19 protein-coding genes are annotated in these 20,030 nt (G+C 52.5%); 11 read left to right on the plus strand and 8 right to left on the minus strand.

Annotated features, from left to right (window positions below; translation table 11 throughout):
- Positions 1–176: 176 nt before the first annotated feature.
- A complete protein-coding gene (locus tag KP014_RS12140) occupies positions 177–779 on the plus strand; it encodes a class I SAM-dependent methyltransferase (RefSeq protein ID WP_246590751.1) in 603 nt (200 codons plus the stop codon).
- A 68-nt stretch (positions 780–847) separates the two neighbouring features.
- On the opposite strand, the gene KP014_RS12145 is transcribed toward KP014_RS12140, so the two are convergent.
- The 3 genes from KP014_RS12145 to KP014_RS12155 all read right to left on the minus strand — a co-directional run bounded on the left by KP014_RS12145 (position 848) and on the right by KP014_RS12155 (position 3,614).
- Positions 848–1,270 carry a hypothetical protein gene (locus tag KP014_RS12145; RefSeq protein ID WP_090834101.1) on the minus strand — a complete coding sequence of 141 codons (423 nt, stop codon included), beginning with the start codon at positions 1,268–1,270 and terminating at the stop codon, positions 848–850.
- Between the two features lie 417 nt (positions 1,271–1,687).
- Entirely contained in the window at positions 1,688–2,722 is a 1,035-nt protein-coding gene (locus tag KP014_RS12150) for an HD-GYP domain-containing protein (RefSeq protein WP_036590157.1), read from the minus strand.
- Positions 2,723–2,909: 187 nt separating this feature from the next.
- Positions 2,910–3,614 carry a molybdenum cofactor biosynthesis protein gene (locus KP014_RS12155; protein ID WP_036590159.1) on the minus strand — a complete coding sequence of 235 codons (705 nt, stop codon included), beginning with the start codon at positions 3,612–3,614 and terminating at the stop codon, positions 2,910–2,912.
- A 136-nt stretch (positions 3,615–3,750) separates the two neighbouring features.
- Between KP014_RS12155 and KP014_RS12160 the strand changes: the two genes are divergently transcribed.
- The 10 genes from KP014_RS12160 to KP014_RS12205 all read left to right on the plus strand — a co-directional run bounded on the left by KP014_RS12160 (position 3,751) and on the right by KP014_RS12205 (position 13,344).
- Positions 3,751–5,190, plus strand: a complete 1,440-nt coding sequence (locus tag KP014_RS12160; RefSeq protein ID WP_036590161.1) for a bifunctional metallophosphatase/5'-nucleotidase — start codon at positions 3,751–3,753, stop codon at positions 5,188–5,190.
- 56 nt (positions 5,191–5,246) lie between these two features.
- Entirely contained in the window at positions 5,247–6,071 is an 825-nt protein-coding gene (locus tag KP014_RS12165; protein WP_036590163.1) for an undecaprenyl-diphosphate phosphatase, read from the plus strand.
- Between the two features lie 138 nt (positions 6,072–6,209).
- The gene (locus KP014_RS12170) at positions 6,210–7,286 is read left to right on the plus strand and encodes an HD-GYP domain-containing protein (RefSeq protein WP_036590165.1); all 1,077 of its coding nucleotides are present in this window, start codon (positions 6,210–6,212) and stop codon (positions 7,284–7,286) included.
- A gap of 279 nt (positions 7,287–7,565) precedes the next feature.
- Positions 7,566–8,702: a radical SAM/CxCxxxxC motif protein YfkAB gene (yfkAB, locus tag KP014_RS12175; protein WP_036590180.1), complete on the plus strand. Its 1,137-nt coding sequence runs from the start codon at positions 7,566–7,568 to the stop codon at positions 8,700–8,702.
- Positions 8,703–8,720: 18 nt separating this feature from the next.
- Positions 8,721–10,079, plus strand: coding sequence for a hemolysin family protein (locus tag KP014_RS12180; RefSeq protein ID WP_425517271.1), 1,359 nt, complete (start codon positions 8,721–8,723; stop codon positions 10,077–10,079).
- Positions 10,080–10,437: 358 nt separating this feature from the next.
- Entirely contained in the window at positions 10,438–10,656 is a 219-nt protein-coding gene (locus tag KP014_RS12185) for a spore coat associated protein CotJA (RefSeq protein WP_036589065.1), read from the plus strand.
- Between the two features lie 3 nt (positions 10,657–10,659).
- Complete coding sequence (locus tag KP014_RS12190) at positions 10,660–10,926, plus strand: spore coat protein CotJB (protein ID WP_036589062.1); 267 nt, start codon at positions 10,660–10,662, stop codon at positions 10,924–10,926.
- 36 nt (positions 10,927–10,962) lie between these two features.
- Positions 10,963–11,532, plus strand: a complete 570-nt coding sequence (locus tag KP014_RS12195) for a manganese catalase family protein (protein ID WP_036589064.1) — start codon at positions 10,963–10,965, stop codon at positions 11,530–11,532.
- Between the two features lie 197 nt (positions 11,533–11,729).
- On the plus strand, positions 11,730–12,788 hold the full coding sequence (locus KP014_RS12200) for a CapA family protein (RefSeq protein ID WP_090834103.1): 1,059 nt from the start codon (positions 11,730–11,732) through the stop codon (positions 12,786–12,788).
- Positions 12,789–13,083: 295 nt separating this feature from the next.
- Positions 13,084–13,344, plus strand: a complete 261-nt coding sequence (locus KP014_RS12205; protein WP_036596914.1) for an AbrB/MazE/SpoVT family DNA-binding domain-containing protein — start codon at positions 13,084–13,086, stop codon at positions 13,342–13,344.
- Between the two features lie 320 nt (positions 13,345–13,664).
- Here the strand turns inward: KP014_RS12205 and KP014_RS12210 are convergent, their stop codons facing one another.
- The 5 genes from KP014_RS12210 to KP014_RS12230 all read right to left on the minus strand — a co-directional run bounded on the left by KP014_RS12210 (position 13,665) and on the right by KP014_RS12230 (position 20,019).
- Positions 13,665–14,795, minus strand: coding sequence for a YheC/YheD family endospore coat-associated protein (locus KP014_RS12210; RefSeq protein ID WP_036596916.1), 1,131 nt, complete (start codon positions 14,793–14,795; stop codon positions 13,665–13,667).
- A gap of 187 nt (positions 14,796–14,982) precedes the next feature.
- The gene (locus tag KP014_RS12215; RefSeq protein ID WP_036596920.1) at positions 14,983–16,095 is read right to left on the minus strand and encodes a YheC/YheD family endospore coat-associated protein; all 1,113 of its coding nucleotides are present in this window, start codon (positions 16,093–16,095) and stop codon (positions 14,983–14,985) included.
- Entirely contained in the window at positions 16,092–17,465 is a 1,374-nt protein-coding gene (locus KP014_RS12220; RefSeq protein WP_036596922.1) for a YheC/YheD family endospore coat-associated protein, read from the minus strand. The genes KP014_RS12215 and KP014_RS12220 overlap by 4 nt, the downstream gene beginning before the upstream one ends.
- Entirely contained in the window at positions 17,466–18,635 is a 1,170-nt protein-coding gene (locus KP014_RS12225; protein ID WP_175491839.1) for a YheC/YheD family endospore coat-associated protein, read from the minus strand.
- 16 nt (positions 18,636–18,651) lie between these two features.
- Positions 18,652–20,019, minus strand: a complete 1,368-nt coding sequence (locus tag KP014_RS12230; RefSeq protein WP_036596924.1) for a YheC/YheD family endospore coat-associated protein — start codon at positions 20,017–20,019, stop codon at positions 18,652–18,654.
- Between the last annotated feature and the right edge of the window lie 11 nt (positions 20,020–20,030).

Consider the following 20,030-nt stretch of genomic DNA (forward strand, 5'->3'; position numbering starts at 1 on the left):
GAAATGTCTAACGCTTAAGGGCTGCTATCACTTTCCTTGGACAACAAGAAACTGTTTGCCGTAACCTCTACGGTGGGCAGTTTCTTTTATCATGGATACCTCTTTCATATTGTGAAAAGGGAAAATGTGGTATACTAATGCCATTTTGAAAGAAGGAGTTGGAGGCTTTGACGGAAGTGTTCAAGCAAGTTCCTTTATACAGATTTCTGTACTTTTGCAATGAAGTTAATCTTGATCGGGTGGTATTGGATTGTGGTGCGGGAGGCGAAGCTCCGCCTTTAAGTTTGTTCTCGGAATTCGGATATTCGACGTTCGGCATTGAGTGCGATATCAAACAAGTGAAACGGGCAGCGGAATTTGCCAAAGCTAAGGACCAAGAATTAAATATAATGCAAGGTGACATGAGGAAATTGCCCTTTGGAGACCAAACGATGAGTTTTGTGTACTCCTATAACTCCGTATTCCATATGACAAAAGGGGAAGTTGAGCTTTCCATAGCCGAAATGAAGCGGGTTTTAAAGCCTGGGGGACTGCTGTTTGTTAATTTTCTCACAACCCGTGATTTTCGATGCGGACAGGGCGTCAAGGTAGGGGATAATCAATACGAGCAATTCGATGACGATCTTCCCGTTATTCATTCTTATTACGAGGAGGGTGAACCGGACCCATTGTTCAGCGATATGGATACGTTATATAAAGAGGACAGGGTATTGGAGAGGATATATCAGGGAGATAAGATTCGGCAGGGGTTCGTCGATTATATTCTACAAAAGAATTGAAACAGCAAAAGAGACTGCGTCTTTTCTTTTTCGGCAGACGTAGTCTCCGTTTAAATTGTGAGCAATCGTCACAGCTTTTGAATCTTGAACACAAAGCGCCATTTTGCCGTGTTTCCGGAATATCGTCCGCGGTTCTCTACCACGGTAACATTTAAGGTCTTGTTTAGAGAGGATTTGATGGAAGCGACTTTGACCGTGGCATTGGCTGTTCCGTCTTCGGGATATTTGTCCTGTTCCTGCGCTTCCGCGCGAAGCTTGATCGAGATCGAAGAGCTCACATTTACCGTTACGGATGATCCTTCCTCAAGCTCCTTGCCGTTTACATAACCGCCCCACCACCACTCATTGCCCACATGCTCATTGTCAACCAGTTCCGCGCTTACCAAGGTCACTTTAATCTTTACCGTCTTACCTGCCGCAAAAAGTGGCTGGGAGGAGAGGAGAAAGGCCAACATCAAGAAGAGACCTGCTCTTACCGCCTGCTTAAGCATAATTACATCTCCCTTAAGTATCTATTTTCTTCCAATTATACACCTGATATTAACTAGGCATATAGAACTATATGAAAATATTATGTACAAGTTGTATTCGTCGTATGGCTGAATAACAGCAGCGGTCTTGAATAGGACTGATGAATTATGATACATTCGAGGCATCAGAATGTTGCGCTTTTTATATGAGCGGAAGCAGATACGCCTACATTTGAGAAGGGTGAGTGTCTTCTTGTTGTACAACTGCGCCTCCTATCCGATTACCGGACAGGGGGCTTTTGTATTTGGGAGAGGAGTTAAATTATATGACAAGTCATCAATATGAGATTATCGAGCGGCTTCCAACGGTGATGGAGTATAACTTCTTATGGCATTCCGTCGGATGGGGAGAGGTCAATGCGGAAATAACGAAAATGCCTAATCCATATAAATCTCAACAATCGCTAAATTCCGTTCACGGGAAAGATCAATGAAGCGTCCTCCGCTTTGTACGAGGGGCCGAAACACATCGGTTGAATTATTCAAAATGATAACGCCCATATCGCCGGTGCTGAGCAGCACTCTTTTACCAATAAAGTTCGGCATAAGATGCTGGATAAAAGCTTGTACGGACTTGCCGTTCAGCTTGCCGAAGCCAAGATTGTGAAGCTCCCGCAATACGCTGATGAGCTCCTGTTTCGACTGATATACCCGGGAGGTCGTCATAGCGCTATACACGTCTGCGATCGCGGCGATCTGGGCGTACGGATGAATCTCGGCTTTTACCAGCTTAGCGGGATAACCCGAACCGTCCTCGCGTTCATGATGCTGAAGAGCAACGAGGGCCGTGCTGTGGTTGCTCATGGAGTTGCGGATAATCTCGTAGCCGTATGTAGTGTGCCGCTGGACTTCCTGAAATTCCTCCGGAGTCAGCTTGCCGGGCTTCTTCAGAATGGCTGCCGGAATGCGGCATTTGCCGATATCAAGCAAATACCCTGCTCGGGAAATTTCGTAGCATTCCTTCTTGGAATAGCCAAGCCAGGAAGCAATATAATAAGTTAGCATACCGACCTGAAGTGAATGGATGTAGGTATAGTCGTCATCACGGTCCAGCAGAAGGAGCAGAGTAACGACATCTTTATTCTGGTCGAGCGAATTCAGCAGGGGCTTTAGGATATCGTCAACCATGGACTGGTTGAAGCTTCCTTTGGTCAGCGCCTCCAGGTAGAGGGATTCAAAGCCTTCTATTGTTTGGTCGAATTGCGTAGTTACCGCCTGAACAACTGACGGGGTCGAGGGGGTCGGCTGTGCGGGACCTTCAATGTCAACATAGTCCACGCCATGCAGCATAAGTCTATTAATGTCATCTTCCCGGAGCTGTGCTCCTTTGGACAATATATGAATGCCTCGGTTGCTGAAGGTATCTTCCTTCAGGAAATCACCGGGCTTTAAATCCGTGACGTGCACTTTCAAAATCCTTGCCACCTCTACAAGTCATTATTTAAAAATATAAGAATGTATTAGCAGCACGCCTATACATGTTCTTCTATTTCTACGAGAAGCGAATGCAGTATCTAAAATTAAGAAGATGCAGCCGTTTCTTCTTGAGCATAACAAGAAAAGGTGAAATTCACAATGAAAATTATTGGGAAATTATAGGTCAATTGTCACGATAAGCCTTATCGGCGCCCTTCCATTTCTCAGACGAAGCGCCTATGTCTTTTTTCCATATAGGAACCATTCGTTTCAGTTCTTCGATCGCGAAGCGGCTTGCTTCATAGCAGGTATCGCGATGCGGGGTAGAAACGGCGATTATCACACTGGCTTCTTTCAGACCTACATGCCCGATCCGATGAGAAATGGCACAGCGCGCCTGCCAGCGTTCCATAACCTCACGGCCGATTTCCTCAAACTTGGAGAGCGCCATCGGAACATAAGCCTCGTAGTGAAGAGCCTCTGTCCGCTCATCTCCGGTCATTTCCCGTGTTGTCCCCACAAAGACAAGCGAAGCGCCATGATCTTTGTCCAATACCTTGTCCAGGATGTCCTCCGTACGGAGCGGCTGCTCCGTTACGGTATACAACCCATTCTGAGTGCTGCCCTCATCGGGGGAAGGCTCCCCCCCGGAAACCGGAGGGATAAGCGCCACTTCGGAGGAATTGGAAATAACCGTGTCTTCCGGAGCATATTCCCGATCAATGGCAACCATGGAAACGGTGATCTGACCGGCGGCTTCGGGATAGGAAGCGGATAGCAGCTCCTTGAGTTTACCGGCAGTTACCTGAGGCTCGGCTACGTGGAAATCTAGGATCTGGGAACCGATCGCTTCGGCCAGCCCCGCGAAAAGACGAATTGAAATTTGCATGTTAGGTTCACCTCATTAATGATCGTAATGACTACAATATACCATATTGTCATTGAAAATGTTATGCTAGGCTCTAAAGACATACTGCCTGCCGCCTCTTATGGGGGCGGCTTCACAGCCGGAAGGAGCTTGGACGATGAGGCCTGAAACAGAGCGACTTACGATTCTTCATACCAATGATATTCACAGCCACTTCGAAATGATGAGCCCGCTCGCAGCCGCTATCACAAGGCAGAGAACAGAAGCTCAAGGCGGCACCGTGCTGCTCTTTGATATTGGCGATCATATGGACCGGGCAGCCGCGGCAACCGAAGGAACGATGGGCCAGGCGAATATCGATATGATCAACCTTACAGGCTATGACACCGTTACGATCGGGAACAATGAAGGCCTGACTTTTTCTCAGGACATTTTATCGGGCATCTTTGCCGGCATTGAGTGTCCGGTCGTATGCTGCAATTTGGTAGAGACGGCAACGGGCAATCCCCCACTTTGGATGAAGCGCCACACGATTCTGGAAAGAGAGGGGGTTAGGATCGGAGTTACGGGAGCAACGGCGCCCTTTGCCCCGTTCTATTCGCTGCTCGGCTGGGATGCGCTGGAGCCGGAAGAATGCCTCCGGGAAGAGTGCCGGCTGCTCGCGCATCAGGTGGATATCCTAATTATACTTTCTCATCTGGGCCTGCCGGCCGACAAGCTGCTGGCGGAGCGGCTGGACGGAGTCCACGCCATTCTGGGCGGACATACACATCATGTGCTGGAACAGCCGCTGATCATTGGCGGTACGGCAGTATGCGGCGCAGGTAAATTCGGGCGATACTTGGGGCGGCTTGTATTCGAACGTGACGAAGAGAACGGACCTTTCCGGTATGTAACGGGTGAGAGCTTCCCTGTCGATCCCTCGCTCTCCGAATCCACGGTTTCCGCTGCGGCCATTCTCCATATGGAACGCGGAAATGAAGCATTGAGTGAGACGGTTGCCATTACCGACCGGAGCCTCGCGCTTGATATCAGTGGAGAATCGCCCTTTGCCAATCTGCTGGCGCAGTCGGTGAGACATTTCACTGGGACTGCCTTCTCACTGGTAAATGCCGGCCAGCTGCTCGGGCCGCTTCCTAAGGGAGAGATTACGGCAGGTATGCTGCATGCGCTTTGTCCTTCCCCGATCAATCCGTGCGTTATGCGTCTGTCCGGCAGGGATATTCGCATCGCGCTGAAGCAGAGTCTGGCCGCCGAGTTCCGTGAGAAGGTCATTTACGGTTATGGCTTCCGGGGAGAACGGCTCGGTGGTCTGGCGGTGGACGGAATAAAAATCCTGTACGATCCTCATGGGATGCCGTATGATAAAAATATTGCAGTTTTTGTCGACGGACAGCCGCTTGAGGACAGCAGGGAATACTCCGTCGGAACGATCGACATGTTCACTTTTCGTACGGGATATGAGTCAATAGGCAATGGACAGGACGTTCTGTTCCTGCTGCCTCATTTCCTGCGGGACCTGCTGCGGATGGAATTGCAGCGTCCGGGAAGTCTGGACGAGTGCGGACAAGCCCGCTGGGAACCGAGAATTCCCTAGCAGCGCGCCAGGATTTTTTCATTTACCCAAATCGCAGAACTGTTTAGGAGGCCAATATGGACACGATTACAGCCATTATTCTAGCTATTGTTGAAGGGATTACCGAATTTATTCCTGTTTCCTCTACCGGCCACATGATTCTGACCTCACGGCTGCTTCAATTTGACGAACAGAGTGATTTGATGAAGACGTTCGAAATTGTCATTCAACTGGGGGCGATTCTCGCTATCGCGCTCGTTTACCGCGGCCGTATACTCGATTTGCTGGGAATCGGCCGCAAGAGGGATAGAGGGGGCATTATGCCCCGCTCACGGCTCAACCTCATTCATGTTCTTCTAGGCATCGTTCCCGCGCTTGCCGTAGCCTTTTTCGCCCGCGATTTTATCAAAAGCCATTTTGGCGCTAGTACGGTGCTGTGGGCGCTTGTCGCAGGGGGGATTCTGATGATCATTGCCGAATGGGTCAACAAGCGCAAAATTAGGGTCACCGCGGAAGAAATGGACGACATAACCTACGGCCAGGCTCTGGCGATCGGACTGTATCAGATTATTTCCGTACTGTGGCCCGGCTTTTCGCGATCCGGCTCAACCATCTCTGGCGGTATGCTGACCGGCGTCAGCTATAAGGCTTCGGCCGACTTCTCTTTTTTGATCGCCATTCCGATCATGTGCGCTGCTTCAGGGTATGAGCTGATCGATTCGTATAAGGAAATTACCGGCGATATGATTGGAATCTTTGCTATCGGATTTCTGCTTTCGTTCGTTGTAGCTTATATCGTCGTTGTTTTGTTCATGCGTTTGATTCAAAAAATCCGGCTTACCCATTTTGCCATTTACCGCTTTGTGTTGGCCGCCTGTTTCTGGTTGTTCGTTATGCGCTGATATTCATTACCGCGGCGACGTTATAACAATGGGTATTCGACTCGCTTGCTGTATGCAGTAGTAACGGTATAGATATTTGAATGATCATAAATTTATAACTAGGCACCTAATTACCGTTTAAGGCAGGAGTGAGCCAAGTTGCGTTTGGTACCTATCAATCGGCTTCAAGAGGGGATGAAGCTGGGCAGGAAAATATATAATGATGAAGGACTAGTGCTGCTCTCGGACGGTGTGGTGCTTAATAGTTCGTTGATTAGCCGCTTGTCCAAGATAGATATCGGCTATGTATATATTCATGATGCGCTGACGGAAGATGTGGAGATTCCGGACATGCTTCAGGACGAGACTCGTAATCAGGCGCTGAAAACAATACGCACTCAGTTTCAGGAAATGTCGAGCGCTTCAGGCATTAAGAGAGGCTTTTATCATCTGGATAAGAAATTCTCCAAAGTTATGGATTCCATTCTGGACGAAATGTCCGGACAGGAAGATCCGATGATTATGCTGCATGACATGCATACTACCGACAATTACCTGTACACTCATTCACTGAACGTATGCCTTTATACTCTGGTGCTTGGAATCGCTCACGGCTACGGCCGCAGCGACTTAACAATGCTCGGTCTGGGCTCTCTGCTCCATGATATCGGCAAGACACAGATCCCAGTAAAAATCATCCAAAAACCTGGCATGCTAAGCGATGAGGAATTTCGGCACATGCAGGCGCATACCGAGATCGGGTATAAGATTCTAAAGGAAGAGCCGAACATACCCCTGCTAGTCGCCCATTGCGCATTGCAGCATCATGAGCGGATTAATGGGTCCGGCTATCCGCGCGGTCTTCTCGGTCCCCAGATTCACGAATACGCCAAATGGATCGGCGTGGCGGATTCCTATGATGCCATGACCTCCAGCCGTGTCTATAAAAAGGCCATGCTGCCGCACCAGGCGGTAGAGGCGCTTTATGTCGGTTCGGGTACGCTGTACGAGCAGCAGCAGCTGGAGATTTTTCGTGACCGTGTGGCAATTTACCCGATTGGCTTGAATGTAAATCTCAGCACCGGGGAATCCGGCGTGGTCGTCAAGATTGACCCGAGTCTTCCCCACAGACCCGTTGTAAGGGTCATTGAAGGCCCGGAGAGAGAGAAGATTGCTCCGTATGAACTTGATCTGCGCAAGACCCTGTCCGTGATTATTTCCAGCGTGATGGAATAGCGATGGTTACTTGCAAAAGCGATCGCCGAGGGTCTCGCGCGGAGCCGACCGCCATGCAGCGGGAACGGGGAAGAAGGCGCCTCCTGCCGGAGAGGCTTTCGCCTCGTCTCCGCTGCATTCTGTTTTTGGTCGGTCTGGCCTCTGCGAAGCAGGCTAAAGTTGTGGGGTGATGCGGTTTTTTTAAGAGTTCATGGTATGATATGGGGTAAGACGGAAATTCTCCGTAATTTTTTTGGTTAATAAAGAGAATAAGCAATGCTGTTGAAGGAGTTACTGTACATGAATAGGTTTCAATCGCCAGCCTCAATCACTAAGGAATTGTCGCCCAGTTACGATCCCTGGGATCCTATCTCCTCACTGCAAAGGTACGGTAAGCATGTGCTCACCAGTGTGGAAATGACGGTAACGAATCTGTGCAATATGCGCTGCGAGCACTGTGCGGTTGGCGATAGTTTGACGACACGGGAAGGAGAGATGCTGCCGCTTGAGAACATGCTGAACAGGCTGGAGGAAGTGGAGCATCTGGAGACAATCAGCATTACCGGCGGAGAACCGATGTTCCGAGCGGATACTGTCGACAATATCATCGTGCCGCTGCTCAAATATGCGAAGGAGCGGGGGGTGCGCTCACAGATCAATTCGAATCTGACGATGCCGTATTCCCGGTATGAGAAGCTGCTTCCGTATCTTGACGTTATGCATATCTCGTTCAACTATGTGAACGGCGACGATTTTCATGAGGTGGGTTTCGCTGGGAGCGGCCATGCCGTAGCAAAAGACACTGCTTACCGCCTGTATAACACAATGCTGGATAATGCGCAGCGGCTTAGCCGGGAAGGCATGTTCATTTCGGCGGAATCCATGATCAATTACCGGACACACGGCAAGCTGCCGGAAATTCATCGGCTGATTGGAGATATGGGCTGCAGCAGGCATGAAGTTCATCCGATGTACGCTTCCAATTTCGCGTCTTCGCTTCCGGTTCTGTCGCTAAAGGAGACTGCCGCTGCCATCAATACCCTGTTGGACCACCGGAATCCTGGGATGTGGATGCTGTTCGGAACGCTGCCCTTTTTTGCATGCAGCATCTTGGAGGAGGACCACGAACTGCTGCGCCGGCTGAAGTGCGAGAAGAACGTAACGGTACGGAATGATCCGGATGGCCGCAATCGAGTCAATGTCAACATGTTTACCGGTGATGTGTTCGTTACGGATTTTGCCGACATACCCGCATTCGGGAATATCGCTGAGAGTAAACTGGACGATATTTTTGCGGAATGGCAAAATGAACATCCGCTGAACCAGAGGGTTAACTGCCACTGCGCCGATGCCGGCTGCTGCGGCCCCAATCTGTTAGTGAAAGAAATGTACTACCCGGATATTGACTTTAAATCGAGGAAAGCGATCACTTTGTAGAAATGGGGCGTTATTATCGTGCATACGGAATTCGAGGTAGGAAGTTTAATTCTTAACCTTCTGCTTGTTCTGGTGCTCGTCTTATTAAACGGTGTCTTTGTGGCGGCGGAATTCTCGCTCGTAAAGGTTCGCCAATCCCGGCTGACGCAGCTTCAAACCGAAGGCAATAAACTGGCGGGTTATGCGCTCAAAGTCAACCATCGGCTTGATGCTTATCTGTCCGCTACCCAGCTTGGCATAACCTTAGCCTCGCTTGGCCTTGGTTGGGTAGGGGAGCCGGCGATTTCAGAGCTGCTGGTGGAGCCGCTGATGTTCAAGTTGGGTGTCACGGATCATACCTTTATTTCGACCGTATCGGTCGTTATCGGCTTTTGCATCATCACCTTCTTACATATTGTGCTCGGTGAGCTCGCGCCCAAATCCCTGGCGATCCAGAAGACGGAGGGCTCTGCGCTGCTGCTTTCAGCTCCATTAATTTTCTTTTACAAGCTGTTCTTCCCGGTTATCTGGGTGCTGAATGCGTCGGCGAACTGGCTGCTACGCCTGATCGGCGTGGAGCCGGCCAGCGAGGCGGAGGCCGCTCACTCCGAAGAGGAGATCCGGATCCTGATGAATCAGAGCGCGAAGAGCGGCGTGATCGATAAGGACGAAATGAAGCTGATGGACAATTTATTCGAGTTCTCCGACCGTTTGGCCCGCGAGGTCATGCTTCCCCGGACGGATATGGACTGCCTGTACACGAACCTGTCCGTGGAGGAGAATTTGCGGATTGTCTCGGAGACGAAGCATTCCCGCTATCCCGTGGCTTTGGAGGACAAGGACCGGATTATCGGCTTTGTGCATATTACCGATTTTCTGCTCGCGTCTCCGGAGCAGCAGGGAGATCTGGCGGCTCTGGTTCGTCCGATCCTGAATGTACCGGAATCGATCGAGATCAGCCATGCGCTGCGGTTGATGCAGAAGAATCATTCCCAGATGACGCTGGTCGTGGACGAATACGGCGGTACCGCCGGTCTGCTTACTGCGGAGGAAATAATCGAAGAAATCGTCGGCGATCTGCATGACGAGTTCGAAGATGAGCGCCCCGATGTGGAGTATAAGGATGACGGCTATATCTCGGTCGACGGCCGGATGCTGATAGAGGATGTCAATGACCTCGCAGGCATCCAGATTGAGGATGACGAGGTCGATTCCATTGGCGGCTGGCTGTTCAAGGAACTTGAAGGGAACCCGGCCAAAGGAAAACGCAGAGTCGTCGATCATGTTATATTCGAGGTGGAGGAATCCACCCGACTCAGGATTACCCGGATTAATATTCACCGGGAGCCTGCGCCTCCTGAAGAAGAGTCGGCTGAAGCTCAGACTGAGAACGAATAAAGAAATGAAGTGCATCCTGTATATTCATCATCCCACATGACTCGCCCCGCGCTAAAATGGCGCTTTTTACGGGGCGGGTCTTTAATTTTTCCTGAACAACGTCTTATTGGTGCGCGGACTTCATAAATTAGTTACGAAGATATTCCCGGGTGGCTATGCTTTTCGAGCCAGAAAGGAAGCGAAGGAGGAATAACCGTTGAGCACACAACCGTTGAATTCTCAAGCGTTCAATCCCCAAGCAATAAACGCCCAGGCGTTCAATCCTCAGGCATTATATCCCCAAGCGTCGAATCCGCAGGCGTTGAATCTCCAGGCGTCGAATCCTCAGGTGTCGAATCTTCAGGCACCGAATCCCCAGTTGTCAAATTCCGAGGTGCGTTACTATACGCCGTTCAGAGGACCGTTCGACCCCTGCCCGCCGATTCCTTGCAAGACCTATGTTGTGCCGCCTCAGCTGTTTCTTGGTTTTCAACCGCCCAACCTGCCGCAGTTCAATCTTCCGGAGGCGCTGAGATTCGGTACGCTCTGGCCGGCGCTGTTTAGTCCGTATTCACCTCAAATCAGAGGAGGGAATTAAGAGATGGATGCGAATCCTCACGATCCCCGTTACTATGAGCTGCTCGAGCAGCTGCAGACGCTTGATTTTGCGCTGGTGGAGCTGAATCTTTATCTGGACACCCATCCGACCGATCTGAAGAGCATCCAGCAGTTTAACCAGCTTACCCAGGAGCGTACCCGGCTGGCAAAACAGTTCCAGGAGCTGTACGGTCCGCTGCAAAACTTTGGGCGCGCCTATTCGAAATGCCCTTGGGAATGGAGTCAGAGCCCCTGGCCCTGGCAGGTCTAGGCAAGCGTAAAAGAAGCGAAAAGGGAGGTTATGCGTGTGTGGGTGTATGAAAAAAAGCTGCAGTATCCGGTAAGAGTGAGCAAGTGCGACGTTCGGATGGCAAAGTATTTGATCGAGCAGTATGGGGGTGCGGATGGGGAGCTGGCCGCCGCTCTTCGCTATATGAATCAAAGATATACCATCCCGGATAAAATTATCGGGGTGCTTACTGACATTTCAACGGAAGAGCTGGCCCATTTGGAAATGATTGCAACCATGGTCTACAAGCTGACCAAAGACGCGACCGTGGAGCAGCTGAAGGAGGCTGGACTCGGCGCCCATTATGCCAACCATGATTCCGCTCTTTATTACGAGAATGCCGGGGGCGTGCCGTGGACGGCAGCCTATATTCAGGCAAAAGGGGACCCGATTGCCGATCTGTATGAAGACATTGCCGCAGAGGAAAAAGCACGGGCTACATATCAGTGGCTGATCAACATGACCGACGATGTGGATCTGCAGGACAGTCTCAAATTCCTCAGGGAAAGGGAAGTCGTGCATTCGCAGCGGTTTAGGGAATCCGTCGAGATTCTCAAGGAGGACCGGGAGTACAAGAAGATTTTCTGATTCGGAAAAAAGGATGGACTGATCGATTTATTACCCAAATCAGCCTAAGAACCAGTCTCATATTCCACTTTGACGTGGATTATGGGACTGTTTTTGGGTCTTTTCTTCCAGCACTTTAATAGAATGGGTTGTTATAGTAGAATGGGATAGGTGCTGGGATTTCCTGCATTGAAAGCGATAATAGAGAGGGGATTATTTTGCGAAAATTACCAGCAATTATCATTGTGATTATACTGGTCCTATCTACGAATGCAGGGATTGGAACGGCGGCATCCGCTTCCACTAAAGCAGCGGCTTCGGATGGCGTCAAGCTGGTGTTCGCCGGCGACATTCTGCTGGACGGTTATGTCGGCGATCAGATTGCAAAATACGGGGTAAACTACCCCTTCCTCAAAGTAGCGCCCGTGTTGAAAAAAGCGGATGTGGCCTTCGCCAATCTGGAAACGCCTGTTTCGACAAGAGGTGAGGCGTCAGATAAAACGTTCGTGTTCCGGTCCAAGCCGGGTACGCTCGCCGGATTAAATTATGCCGGAATTGACGGAGTAACCGTGGCGAACAACCATGTTCTTGATTATGGGCAGACGGCGATGCTGGACACTTTGTCCTATCTGGACAAGTATGGGATCGGCCGCACAGGAGCGGGCCGGAATATTGAGGAAGCGTTCAAGCCTTACACAAAGACTGTAAATGGCAAGAAGATCGCCGTGCTGGGCGTAAGCCATGTGCTGTCCGGCCCTTCGTGGTATGCGGGCAAGAACAAACCGGGGGCGGCCTCGGCCTACACCGCGGAGCCGCTGCTCGGCATGATCAAACAAGCGGCCAAAGACAGTGATTTTACCGTCGTTTACATTCACTGGAATCAAGAATTCAAGGATTATCCGTTGCAAGAATCCCGTAAGCTTGCCAGACAGATGATCGACAGTGGAGCGGATCTCATTATCGGATCGCACAGCCATTGCCTGATGGGAATTGAGTACTACAAGCACAAGCCTATCTATTATTCGCTGGGAAACTTTGTGTTCAACCGCTCCACGCGGGGCGGAGAGAAGACGCTGGATTCGATGCTGGCCCATTTTCAAATTGCCGGAGACAAGCTGTCTGCCAGTATAACGCCGGTCAAAATCACGCGAGGTCAGCCGGTATTTATGGATGCAAATTATAACAAGAAGATTATTCAGACGCTGAACAAGCTGTCATACAACGCTTCCGTTGATTCAAAGGGCAATGTGTCCGAGAAAAATACAAGCGCAAAGTGACAGCAGGGGAGCGGCGGCCTTATGGCCGCTGCTTTTTTTTGAAGGAATTATGCTGTCGATAGTACTGATTTTAGATTAAATTTTAGCAAAATATTGGAAAATTGTCGAATTGAGCAAAAATATTATATGTTTTTTGTCGATATCTATCAAAAGATGTAGAAATATGATTTGACAGGAAAGAAGCAGCACTTTACAATTCAAATTAGAGTGTAATCACTTCTAACTCTTAATGGGACTTAAGCGTTTCCATATGTAAATGATTATAAAAAGTGTTATATCGAGGGGGAAGCATTGGATGAAGGCAACAGGGATTGTAAGAAAAGTGGATGAATTGGGACGTATCGTTATTCCGATTGAGCTGCGCCGCACAATGGGAATCGACATCAAGGACCCGCTTGAAATTTTTGTCGATGGTGAGAAGATCATCCTCAGAAAATATGAACCTACCTGCATTTTCTCCGGAAGCTCGGAGAACCTGATTAACTTCAAAGGCAAAATGGTCAGCCGGGACATTCTTGACGAGCTGATTGAGAGCTTTGATCATCAGGCGAAATGAGAGGAAGCGGGAGGATTGGGTGCTTAAGCAGCGCCGGGGAACAATCTTTCATGAGAGGCTGCCCGTACACCGGGTTGGCTGCATAGAATTGCAAAACGGCAGGATGGCAAGTTCCGAAAGGAACAGGCCGCCTGCCGTTTTTGATTTTGGAAATATCCTATAAACGCCTCATATCATAGGGCTGTTCCAACGTAATCCACGGAAGGGATGACGACGCTGTACGGAAGGGACCCCAACATTTGAACCCTCTTCCGCTCGCAAGGCGGGTGAAGAGGATTCGCTTGTTGGGGTCTTTTGCCGCCGACACTTTCGCTCGGCTGTTACTCCTCGGTTTTCTTCGAGGATGAAGGAGACAGCTTCGTGCGGTACACCCAAAGCGCATATTCCAGCGGCTGCTGAAGCGCTTTGCGGTAGGTGTCCCTTTCGCCGGCCCTTGAGAAGACCTCACGGGCCGGTTTAGGGTTGACCTCCAGCACGAAGACTCTGCCTTCCCGGTCGATGGCCAGATCAAGCGCCAGCTCGCATAAAGTGCCGAAGCTGTCTTCCAGAAATGAAGCGGCATCCAGTCCGAGCCGTTCGGCCGTTTGCATGGCTTTTGACGCTTTTTCGCCGCTGCCCAGCCACTCTTTGAGCAGTGTCTCCGCTTTTACAGCATGCCCGCCGCCGTGCAGATTGGAAGTTACGCTTTTAGCGGCCCCTACACGGCCCGCTATTCCGGTCAGCTCCCAATTGCCTTCGCTGTTCTTCTGAACGAGCATCCGGTAATCGTGGAACCGGCCGCTCGGAAGTCGCAGCGGAATCCCCTGCTGGATAAGGAAACGGCCGCCGATGCACCACTGTCGTACGATGGACTCGAGTCGTGGCAGCGATACCCGGCGCGGCTGGATAATCCGGCGATTCTGGCGGCGGCCCTGGATATCGAACATTCCGCGAGTCTCTTTCAGCCGCTCGATGCGTAGAATGCCTCGTCCGCCGGTGCCGTTTATCGGTTTGATATAAATTACCGGGCTAGTCTTAAGCATTTGGTGCAGATCCGAGGAAGAATGGTACAGCAGTGTAGCCGGCATATGCGGCCGGAACCGGCCTTTTTGCGAGAATGTCTGATGAATCGTCCATTTGTTGCGCAGCGGACGGTTCAGGAAGGTAAGATGATTGTAACGCGAGCGGAAGCGCAGCAGCTGCTGGAACCGCTCGCTGCGCTGAATGCGGCAGCGGTCGTAGATCATGTCGGGAAAGGTCCGCCATTTGCGGCTCCATTTGCCCGTTCCGGGATCGAATACCATCGCATTAATCCGCTGCTTTCCGCTATCGACATCCATCGGTGTGAACACGAAGACATCAAGGCCGATCCGTTTGCCCTGCATGATCATTTTGCGGTATATGCTTTTCTCTTCAAGTTGCTTGGCGTTATTCAGATACAGGGTAAGAATGCCTAAAACGGGCTCTGACACAGGAGTTCACCTCCTTGTATGAAAACGGATGCCCGGCTTCGCTCCGCCGCCTGCATTGCCGCTTCGTCATCTCCGAACGCCGGTTCTATAATAGGCTGCAGGTAAAGGGCCGATGCGTCTGAGGGTCCGGGAGTAAGCGCCACGGCGGCATATATGGAGGATATCCGCATCTGGTTTGTCACGTCCTTTACGGGATGATTGCGGTTTGGCGGGCCAGGTGCTGGCTGTAATAGAAGATTCGTTCCAGCGAGAGCTTTCGGATGTCCGGTTCATCAAATTTCATGGGCCGGGAATTGGCTTCGAAGAACCAGAGTCCGCCTTTGTCGTCAGCTCCAAGATCCATGGACATCTCGCCCAGCGTATAGCCGGAAGCACGCTCTATCTGCCGTGCGATCAGCAGGGCGGTGGAAGAGAGGTTCTTCAGGATGGATGCGGTCCGTTCGGGGCCGAACATCGCTTCCAGCATCTTGGACGGGTCTTCGACGCTGCCGCCGCGCGGGACATGGGTCGTAATGCTGCGGGAGCCCGCCAGTCTTGCGCCGATGCCCGTTACCGCCCATCCGCCTCTGCCATTTTTTTGCAGAAGCACGCGCAGATCGAACGGTCTCCCCTTACAGGTCGCAAGCTCAATCGCCTGCTGAACAATATAAAGGGAGCCGCCGCGTTCCTTCCCGATGCGGGTCCATAGGCGTTCTATCGACGCTGCCTTGTACGTTACGTTCTTTTTCCCGCTTTGGATTTGCAGGCGGTATGGAAGAGTGCCATCGGCGTAGTATTTAAGCCGCATGATCCCTTTTCCGGCTTTGCCGCTCTCCGGCTTGAGATACAGGCTGGTGTGGGTCTTCAGCATCGAAGACAGTGTGCGTGCGCTTCTCAGCCGTCTCGTAGCCGGCACATGACGGGAAGTGGCGTTAGAGCCTTTCAGCCATTCGAACAGACTCCATTTATTGAAAAAGTACGGATTGTACAGCCGAATGCCCGGGTGTTCCAGACATTCGGCGATTTTACGGGCGACCGCGGGTTTGGCTTCATCCTCACGGGTGGGGATGCGGTTGTAAATGATCTGCGGGAAAGGCAGCTGGACAGCGGTCCACGCCTTGCCCGGACCCGGAACATACCCGGTAACGGTAGAGCTCTCCAGCTTCAGGTCGCGGACGGTAACTACATAGGCGAGATAGCCGAGCTCTCTGCCGGTACGAATGATATCACGAAAATTCTTATGGTTGCCTCGGAACAGTCTGGTCTTGTCGCTGGTCGTCAGAATGGCGATGACCGGTTTGTCGTCTGTCCGGATGTTCACATATCATCCCTCCTGCGGAACTTGCTGAGGTATAGGCAGTGCTCCAGAATATGCTCGATGGAGGCCTTGCCTTCAGCGCGCAGGGACGGATGGCGAAAGATGGACCGCCCGGGTTTGGCATTGGCCTCGAACATCCAGATATCTTCATCCTGGTCGATGCCGAGATCGAAGCCGATTTCGCCAAGCAGATGACGGTGCTGGATTTCCAGTGCTTCCGCCAGCCGGATGGCCGTCTGCTTCGCCCGCTGCAGCACCTCGTCGGCTTTGGCTCCGAATACACGGCCGAGCGCCTGCTGCGGCGTAAGAAGGGAGCCGCCGTTTTTCAGATGGGTGGTTACGCTGCCGCGTCCGGCTTTTTTCGCTCCGATCCCGACTACGACCCACTGGTTATTGCCGTTCTTGTGCATATGGAACCGGAAGTCGATCGGGCAGCCGTCGATTTCGATCAGACGGATGCCCTGCTGAACGACGTAGCTGTGCAGGCTGCTCCCATGGCGGGACCGCAGTTGCCGCATCAGGCTGTCGAAGGTGGAGAAGCGCAGCAGCACATTTTTGCCTCCCCGGCGGTAACGGGCGAAATAGCCGCGTTTGGGCAGATAGGTCAGACGGTAAATGCCGTGCCCAAGACTGCCGGCCGAAGGCTTGTAATAGACGAAATGATGGCGCTCAAGCATATCCTTAATCATGTCGGGCTCTGGGCTGCTGTGCGTTTCGGGTACGTATTGGCTGGCGAAGCTGTCGCCTTCAAGCAGCCGGTAGATATCGGATTTATTGAAAAAGCTCCAGTTGAAAAAAGGGATTTTCTTGCGGGTAAACCGTTCCCGAAGCTGATTGATCGCCGGGGAGGTTTCCGCCCGCCTGCTGGGCAGCCGGTTGTAGATGACATCGGGCAGAGGCACCATCTTGCGCTCGAACTTGCCGTTTTCCGTCAAAAAGTAACCATACACGCGCTCCTGCTGCCAATTAATGTCACGGGGCATGAACGCGAATATATAGCACATGTTGCTGCCTTGGCGCAGCAGCTGCTTGATGAAACCCGTTCGGGAACCGAACGGCTGACCCGATGAAGACGGCCCATCAGACAGGACTCCAACGAGCGGGCCAAGCTGAACCTCGTCGTTCTGAAGGTTGCGTAAGTAGACGCTGCCCGATTTAGGCACTTTGATAGCATTTTGGACGCCCGAAGCCAGATAAAGATGCTTGCCGGCGCGCTTAATCGGCTTAACCATCGCCGGAATGGCGTCTTTGCCGAGCCGCAGCCGGATGTTCTTCTTCCCGGACAGCTTCAGGCTTTTCATCAGCGACCCCGAGACATATACGACCCTTTGGGGCTGCTTGGTGAAATGGACATTGCAAAATGTGAGACCCATTTAAGAATCCTCCTTAGGCACCATTGATATCAATTTTCCGGATAATCCGTACCCGCCTGCGGCGGTGCAGGGAGATCGCCGCCGCGTCAGCAGCAGGTACCTTGCGTAAGAGAGCGGGTTTTCGGCCGAGCGCCGGGCGGCGTCTTGGTCGCCAGTCAGCATGAAGGCCGAGCGGCCCGGCTTGGAGTTCGCCTCCAGCAGCCAGATCCGGCCGCCGGTATCGATGCCGAAATCGAGCCCGAGCTCGCCGAGCCGCCCGCAACCTGCTTCCAGCAGCGGCGGAAGGAAAGCGGCCGTAAGCGTAAGCTCTCTTAAAATGTCCGCCGCCGCCCCGCCGTATTGCTTCCGCAAAAAGGAGGAGGGATGCACTGCGGTTCCTCCGCCGTGAAGGTTCGAGGTGAGCGACCCGCGCGGGCCAAGGCGGACCGCCATGCCGGCGAGTGTCCAGCGTCCGCCGCCGTTCTTCTGCATAAGCACGCGGACATCGAACGGCTGTCCTCCGCTGCCGCTCAATTGCAGGAACGGCTGCATGATAAAGCCTTGGCCTCCGATAAACCGGTCAATCCATTCGAGCCCCCTGCCGCGGTCCTCAAAGCCGCGGATAATCTCGCGGTTCTGACCGTCCCGGCCTCTTGCAAGAAGTCCTCCGGGCGCCGCTTCCCAGGCCGCAGCATGCAGGGTACGCCTTCCGTGTGTGCCTGCCCGGGGTTTCAAAAAGACTCCGTCTTCTCTTTCCGCGAGCATGAGCTCCAGGCCGCGGCTGCCGTCATACCGTTTAGTCTCGGGCAGCAGTACGGATGCTCTGCGGTTTTGCTGCAATATTTCATGCACCTTCCATTTGTCCGGCAGCCCCCGCGACCATGCCAGGCTGCTCGCCAGCGCGTTGAGGGCCCGGGAGGTGCGGCGTCTTTCTTCCGGACTCCGGCAGAACATCCGGTTATACACAATGTCTGGCGCGGCCGATGTGACTGCGCGCCATTCTTCGCCGGTCCGGATGAACCCGCTCACCGTCCGTCCATCCTCTGACACGCCTTCCGGCGTGAATATGATAACGCGCAGACCGTATTTAGGGGCGGCCCGGCAGAGCAGGCTGCAGAAGACGGGTTCGGCCACCGGTGAATCCTTTCCGCCCCCTCCGTTTAGGAGGCCGAGACAGCCTAGTTCGCTCACAGGCATAGCGTCCTCCTTATAAGCCGGCGAGGTAGCGGCAGTATTGGATCATCTGTTTGACGGATGGCCTGATTTTTGTTTCGTGCAGCGGAGTGTTGTCGTTCTTAGATGGTTTGGAATTGACTTCCAGCAGCCAGATTCGTCCAGAATGATCCATTCCGAGATCGATGCCCAGTTCGCCGAAATGGGCGGGAATATGGGCCTCAATTCCTTTGGCTATGGCCAGCGCCGCCCGGGGCAGCTGAAGATTTGCGCTTTCCTTGGCGGCGGGTGGAATAGAGCTTTTGCCAACCGCCTCACGGACGGTGCTGAGGCTGCCGCCCCGAGCCAGATTCGAAACGAAGTGATTGTTTCCTGCGGTACGGGCGACAATCGAGGTGACATGCCATTTTCCGGTGCCGTTCTTTTGCACAAGCGCGCGGAAATCGACCGGCCTGCGTCCGATTTCCATCAGCGGCAGGCCCTGCTGGATCTGAAAGCGGGTGGTCTTCATCTTTGGAGCGACGGCCTGATACAATTTGGCAAGACTCGGATAGCTCTGCTTGCGGGTACCCAGCGGGGTCGTGGACTGCAGCCTGTAGCCGCCGCCTTCTTCACGGGAAATCCGCAGAATGCCTTTGCCGAGACTGCCGCGGACGGGCTTGAGGAACACGACGGGGTAATGCCCGCACATTTTCTTGAGGATCGCCAGCCCGCTGAGCGAGTGGGACTCCGGCAAGTACCGCTGGAGGGCGGGATCATGCCGCAGAGCTTCGAACACCTCAGTCTTGTCGAGGAATTTTTCATTGAAGAAATGAGTGCCGTACCGTGATTTTACTTCCGCCAAAAAATGCTGTACGCTAGGTTTATTCTCCGCTTTACGCGTCGTAAGCCTGTTATTGATGACGTCGGCGACGGGCAGCTTCGATCTTTTCCAGCCCTCGTCATATACCCAGCCCGAAATAGCGGAACCGGTGCTTTCCAGCGCTTCAGGCGTAAAGAAATAGACAAAAGCTCCCTGCGCACGGCAGGCGTTCGTCAATTCACGGCAGAACAGGGTGATCGGACCGAACACCCTCTCGGGATGCTCGGGATGCTCCCGGCTGACGAGCACACCGATCAGCGGCCCGAGCCGGAGGATCCGGCTTCCGGTATTGTAGGAGGCGTTCAGAACATTCCGGGCCCTCCACCCGGTCTTTCGCGCCAAGCCTTCGCTGACGCGAAGGCTGTCGGATTTAGGAGCCGGAATGACAGTGACCTCCTGACGGAAAGAACCGAAGGCCAGATGGACCGGTCCGTGCGCGGGGATTTTAAGTTTTTTGATGAGCCGGTCGCCGAGCATAACAGCGTTCTCCTGCAGAATGCCCGAGTGCACCGTATGGACCGGGATCTTTAGCTTTGACATCGTGGATCTCC

Source organism: Paenibacillus sophorae (assembly GCF_018966525.1).
In the GTDB taxonomy this organism is placed as follows: domain Bacteria; phylum Bacillota; class Bacilli; order Paenibacillales; family Paenibacillaceae; genus Paenibacillus_AQ; species Paenibacillus_AQ sophorae.

Bases quoted from the DNA above. Each gene is read 5' to 3' on its own strand.
- KP014_RS12155 (WP_036590159.1), bottom strand. From the start codon at position 3,614: ATGCAAATTTCAATTCGTCTTTTCGCGGGGCTGGCCGAAGCGATCGGT.
- KP014_RS12230 (WP_036596924.1), bottom strand. From the start codon at position 20,019: ATGTCAAAGCTAAAGATCCCGGTCCATACGGTGCACTCGGGCATTCTG.
- KP014_RS12160 (WP_036590161.1), top strand. From the start codon at position 3,751: ATGAGGCCTGAAACAGAGCGACTTACGATTCTTCATACCAATGATATT.
- KP014_RS12205 (WP_036596914.1), top strand. From the start codon at position 13,084: ATGAAGGCAACAGGGATTGTAAGAAAAGTGGATGAATTGGGACGTATC.
- KP014_RS12145 (WP_090834101.1), bottom strand. From the start codon at position 1,270: ATGCTTAAGCAGGCGGTAAGAGCAGGTCTCTTCTTGATGTTGGCCTTT.
- yfkAB (WP_036590180.1), top strand. From the start codon at position 7,566: ATGAATAGGTTTCAATCGCCAGCCTCAATCACTAAGGAATTGTCGCCC.
- KP014_RS12165 (WP_036590163.1), top strand. From the start codon at position 5,247: ATGGACACGATTACAGCCATTATTCTAGCTATTGTTGAAGGGATTACC.
- KP014_RS12190 (WP_036589062.1), top strand. From the start codon at position 10,660: ATGGATGCGAATCCTCACGATCCCCGTTACTATGAGCTGCTCGAGCAG.
- KP014_RS12220 (WP_036596922.1), bottom strand. From the start codon at position 17,465: ATGGGTCTCACATTTTGCAATGTCCATTTCACCAAGCAGCCCCAAAGG.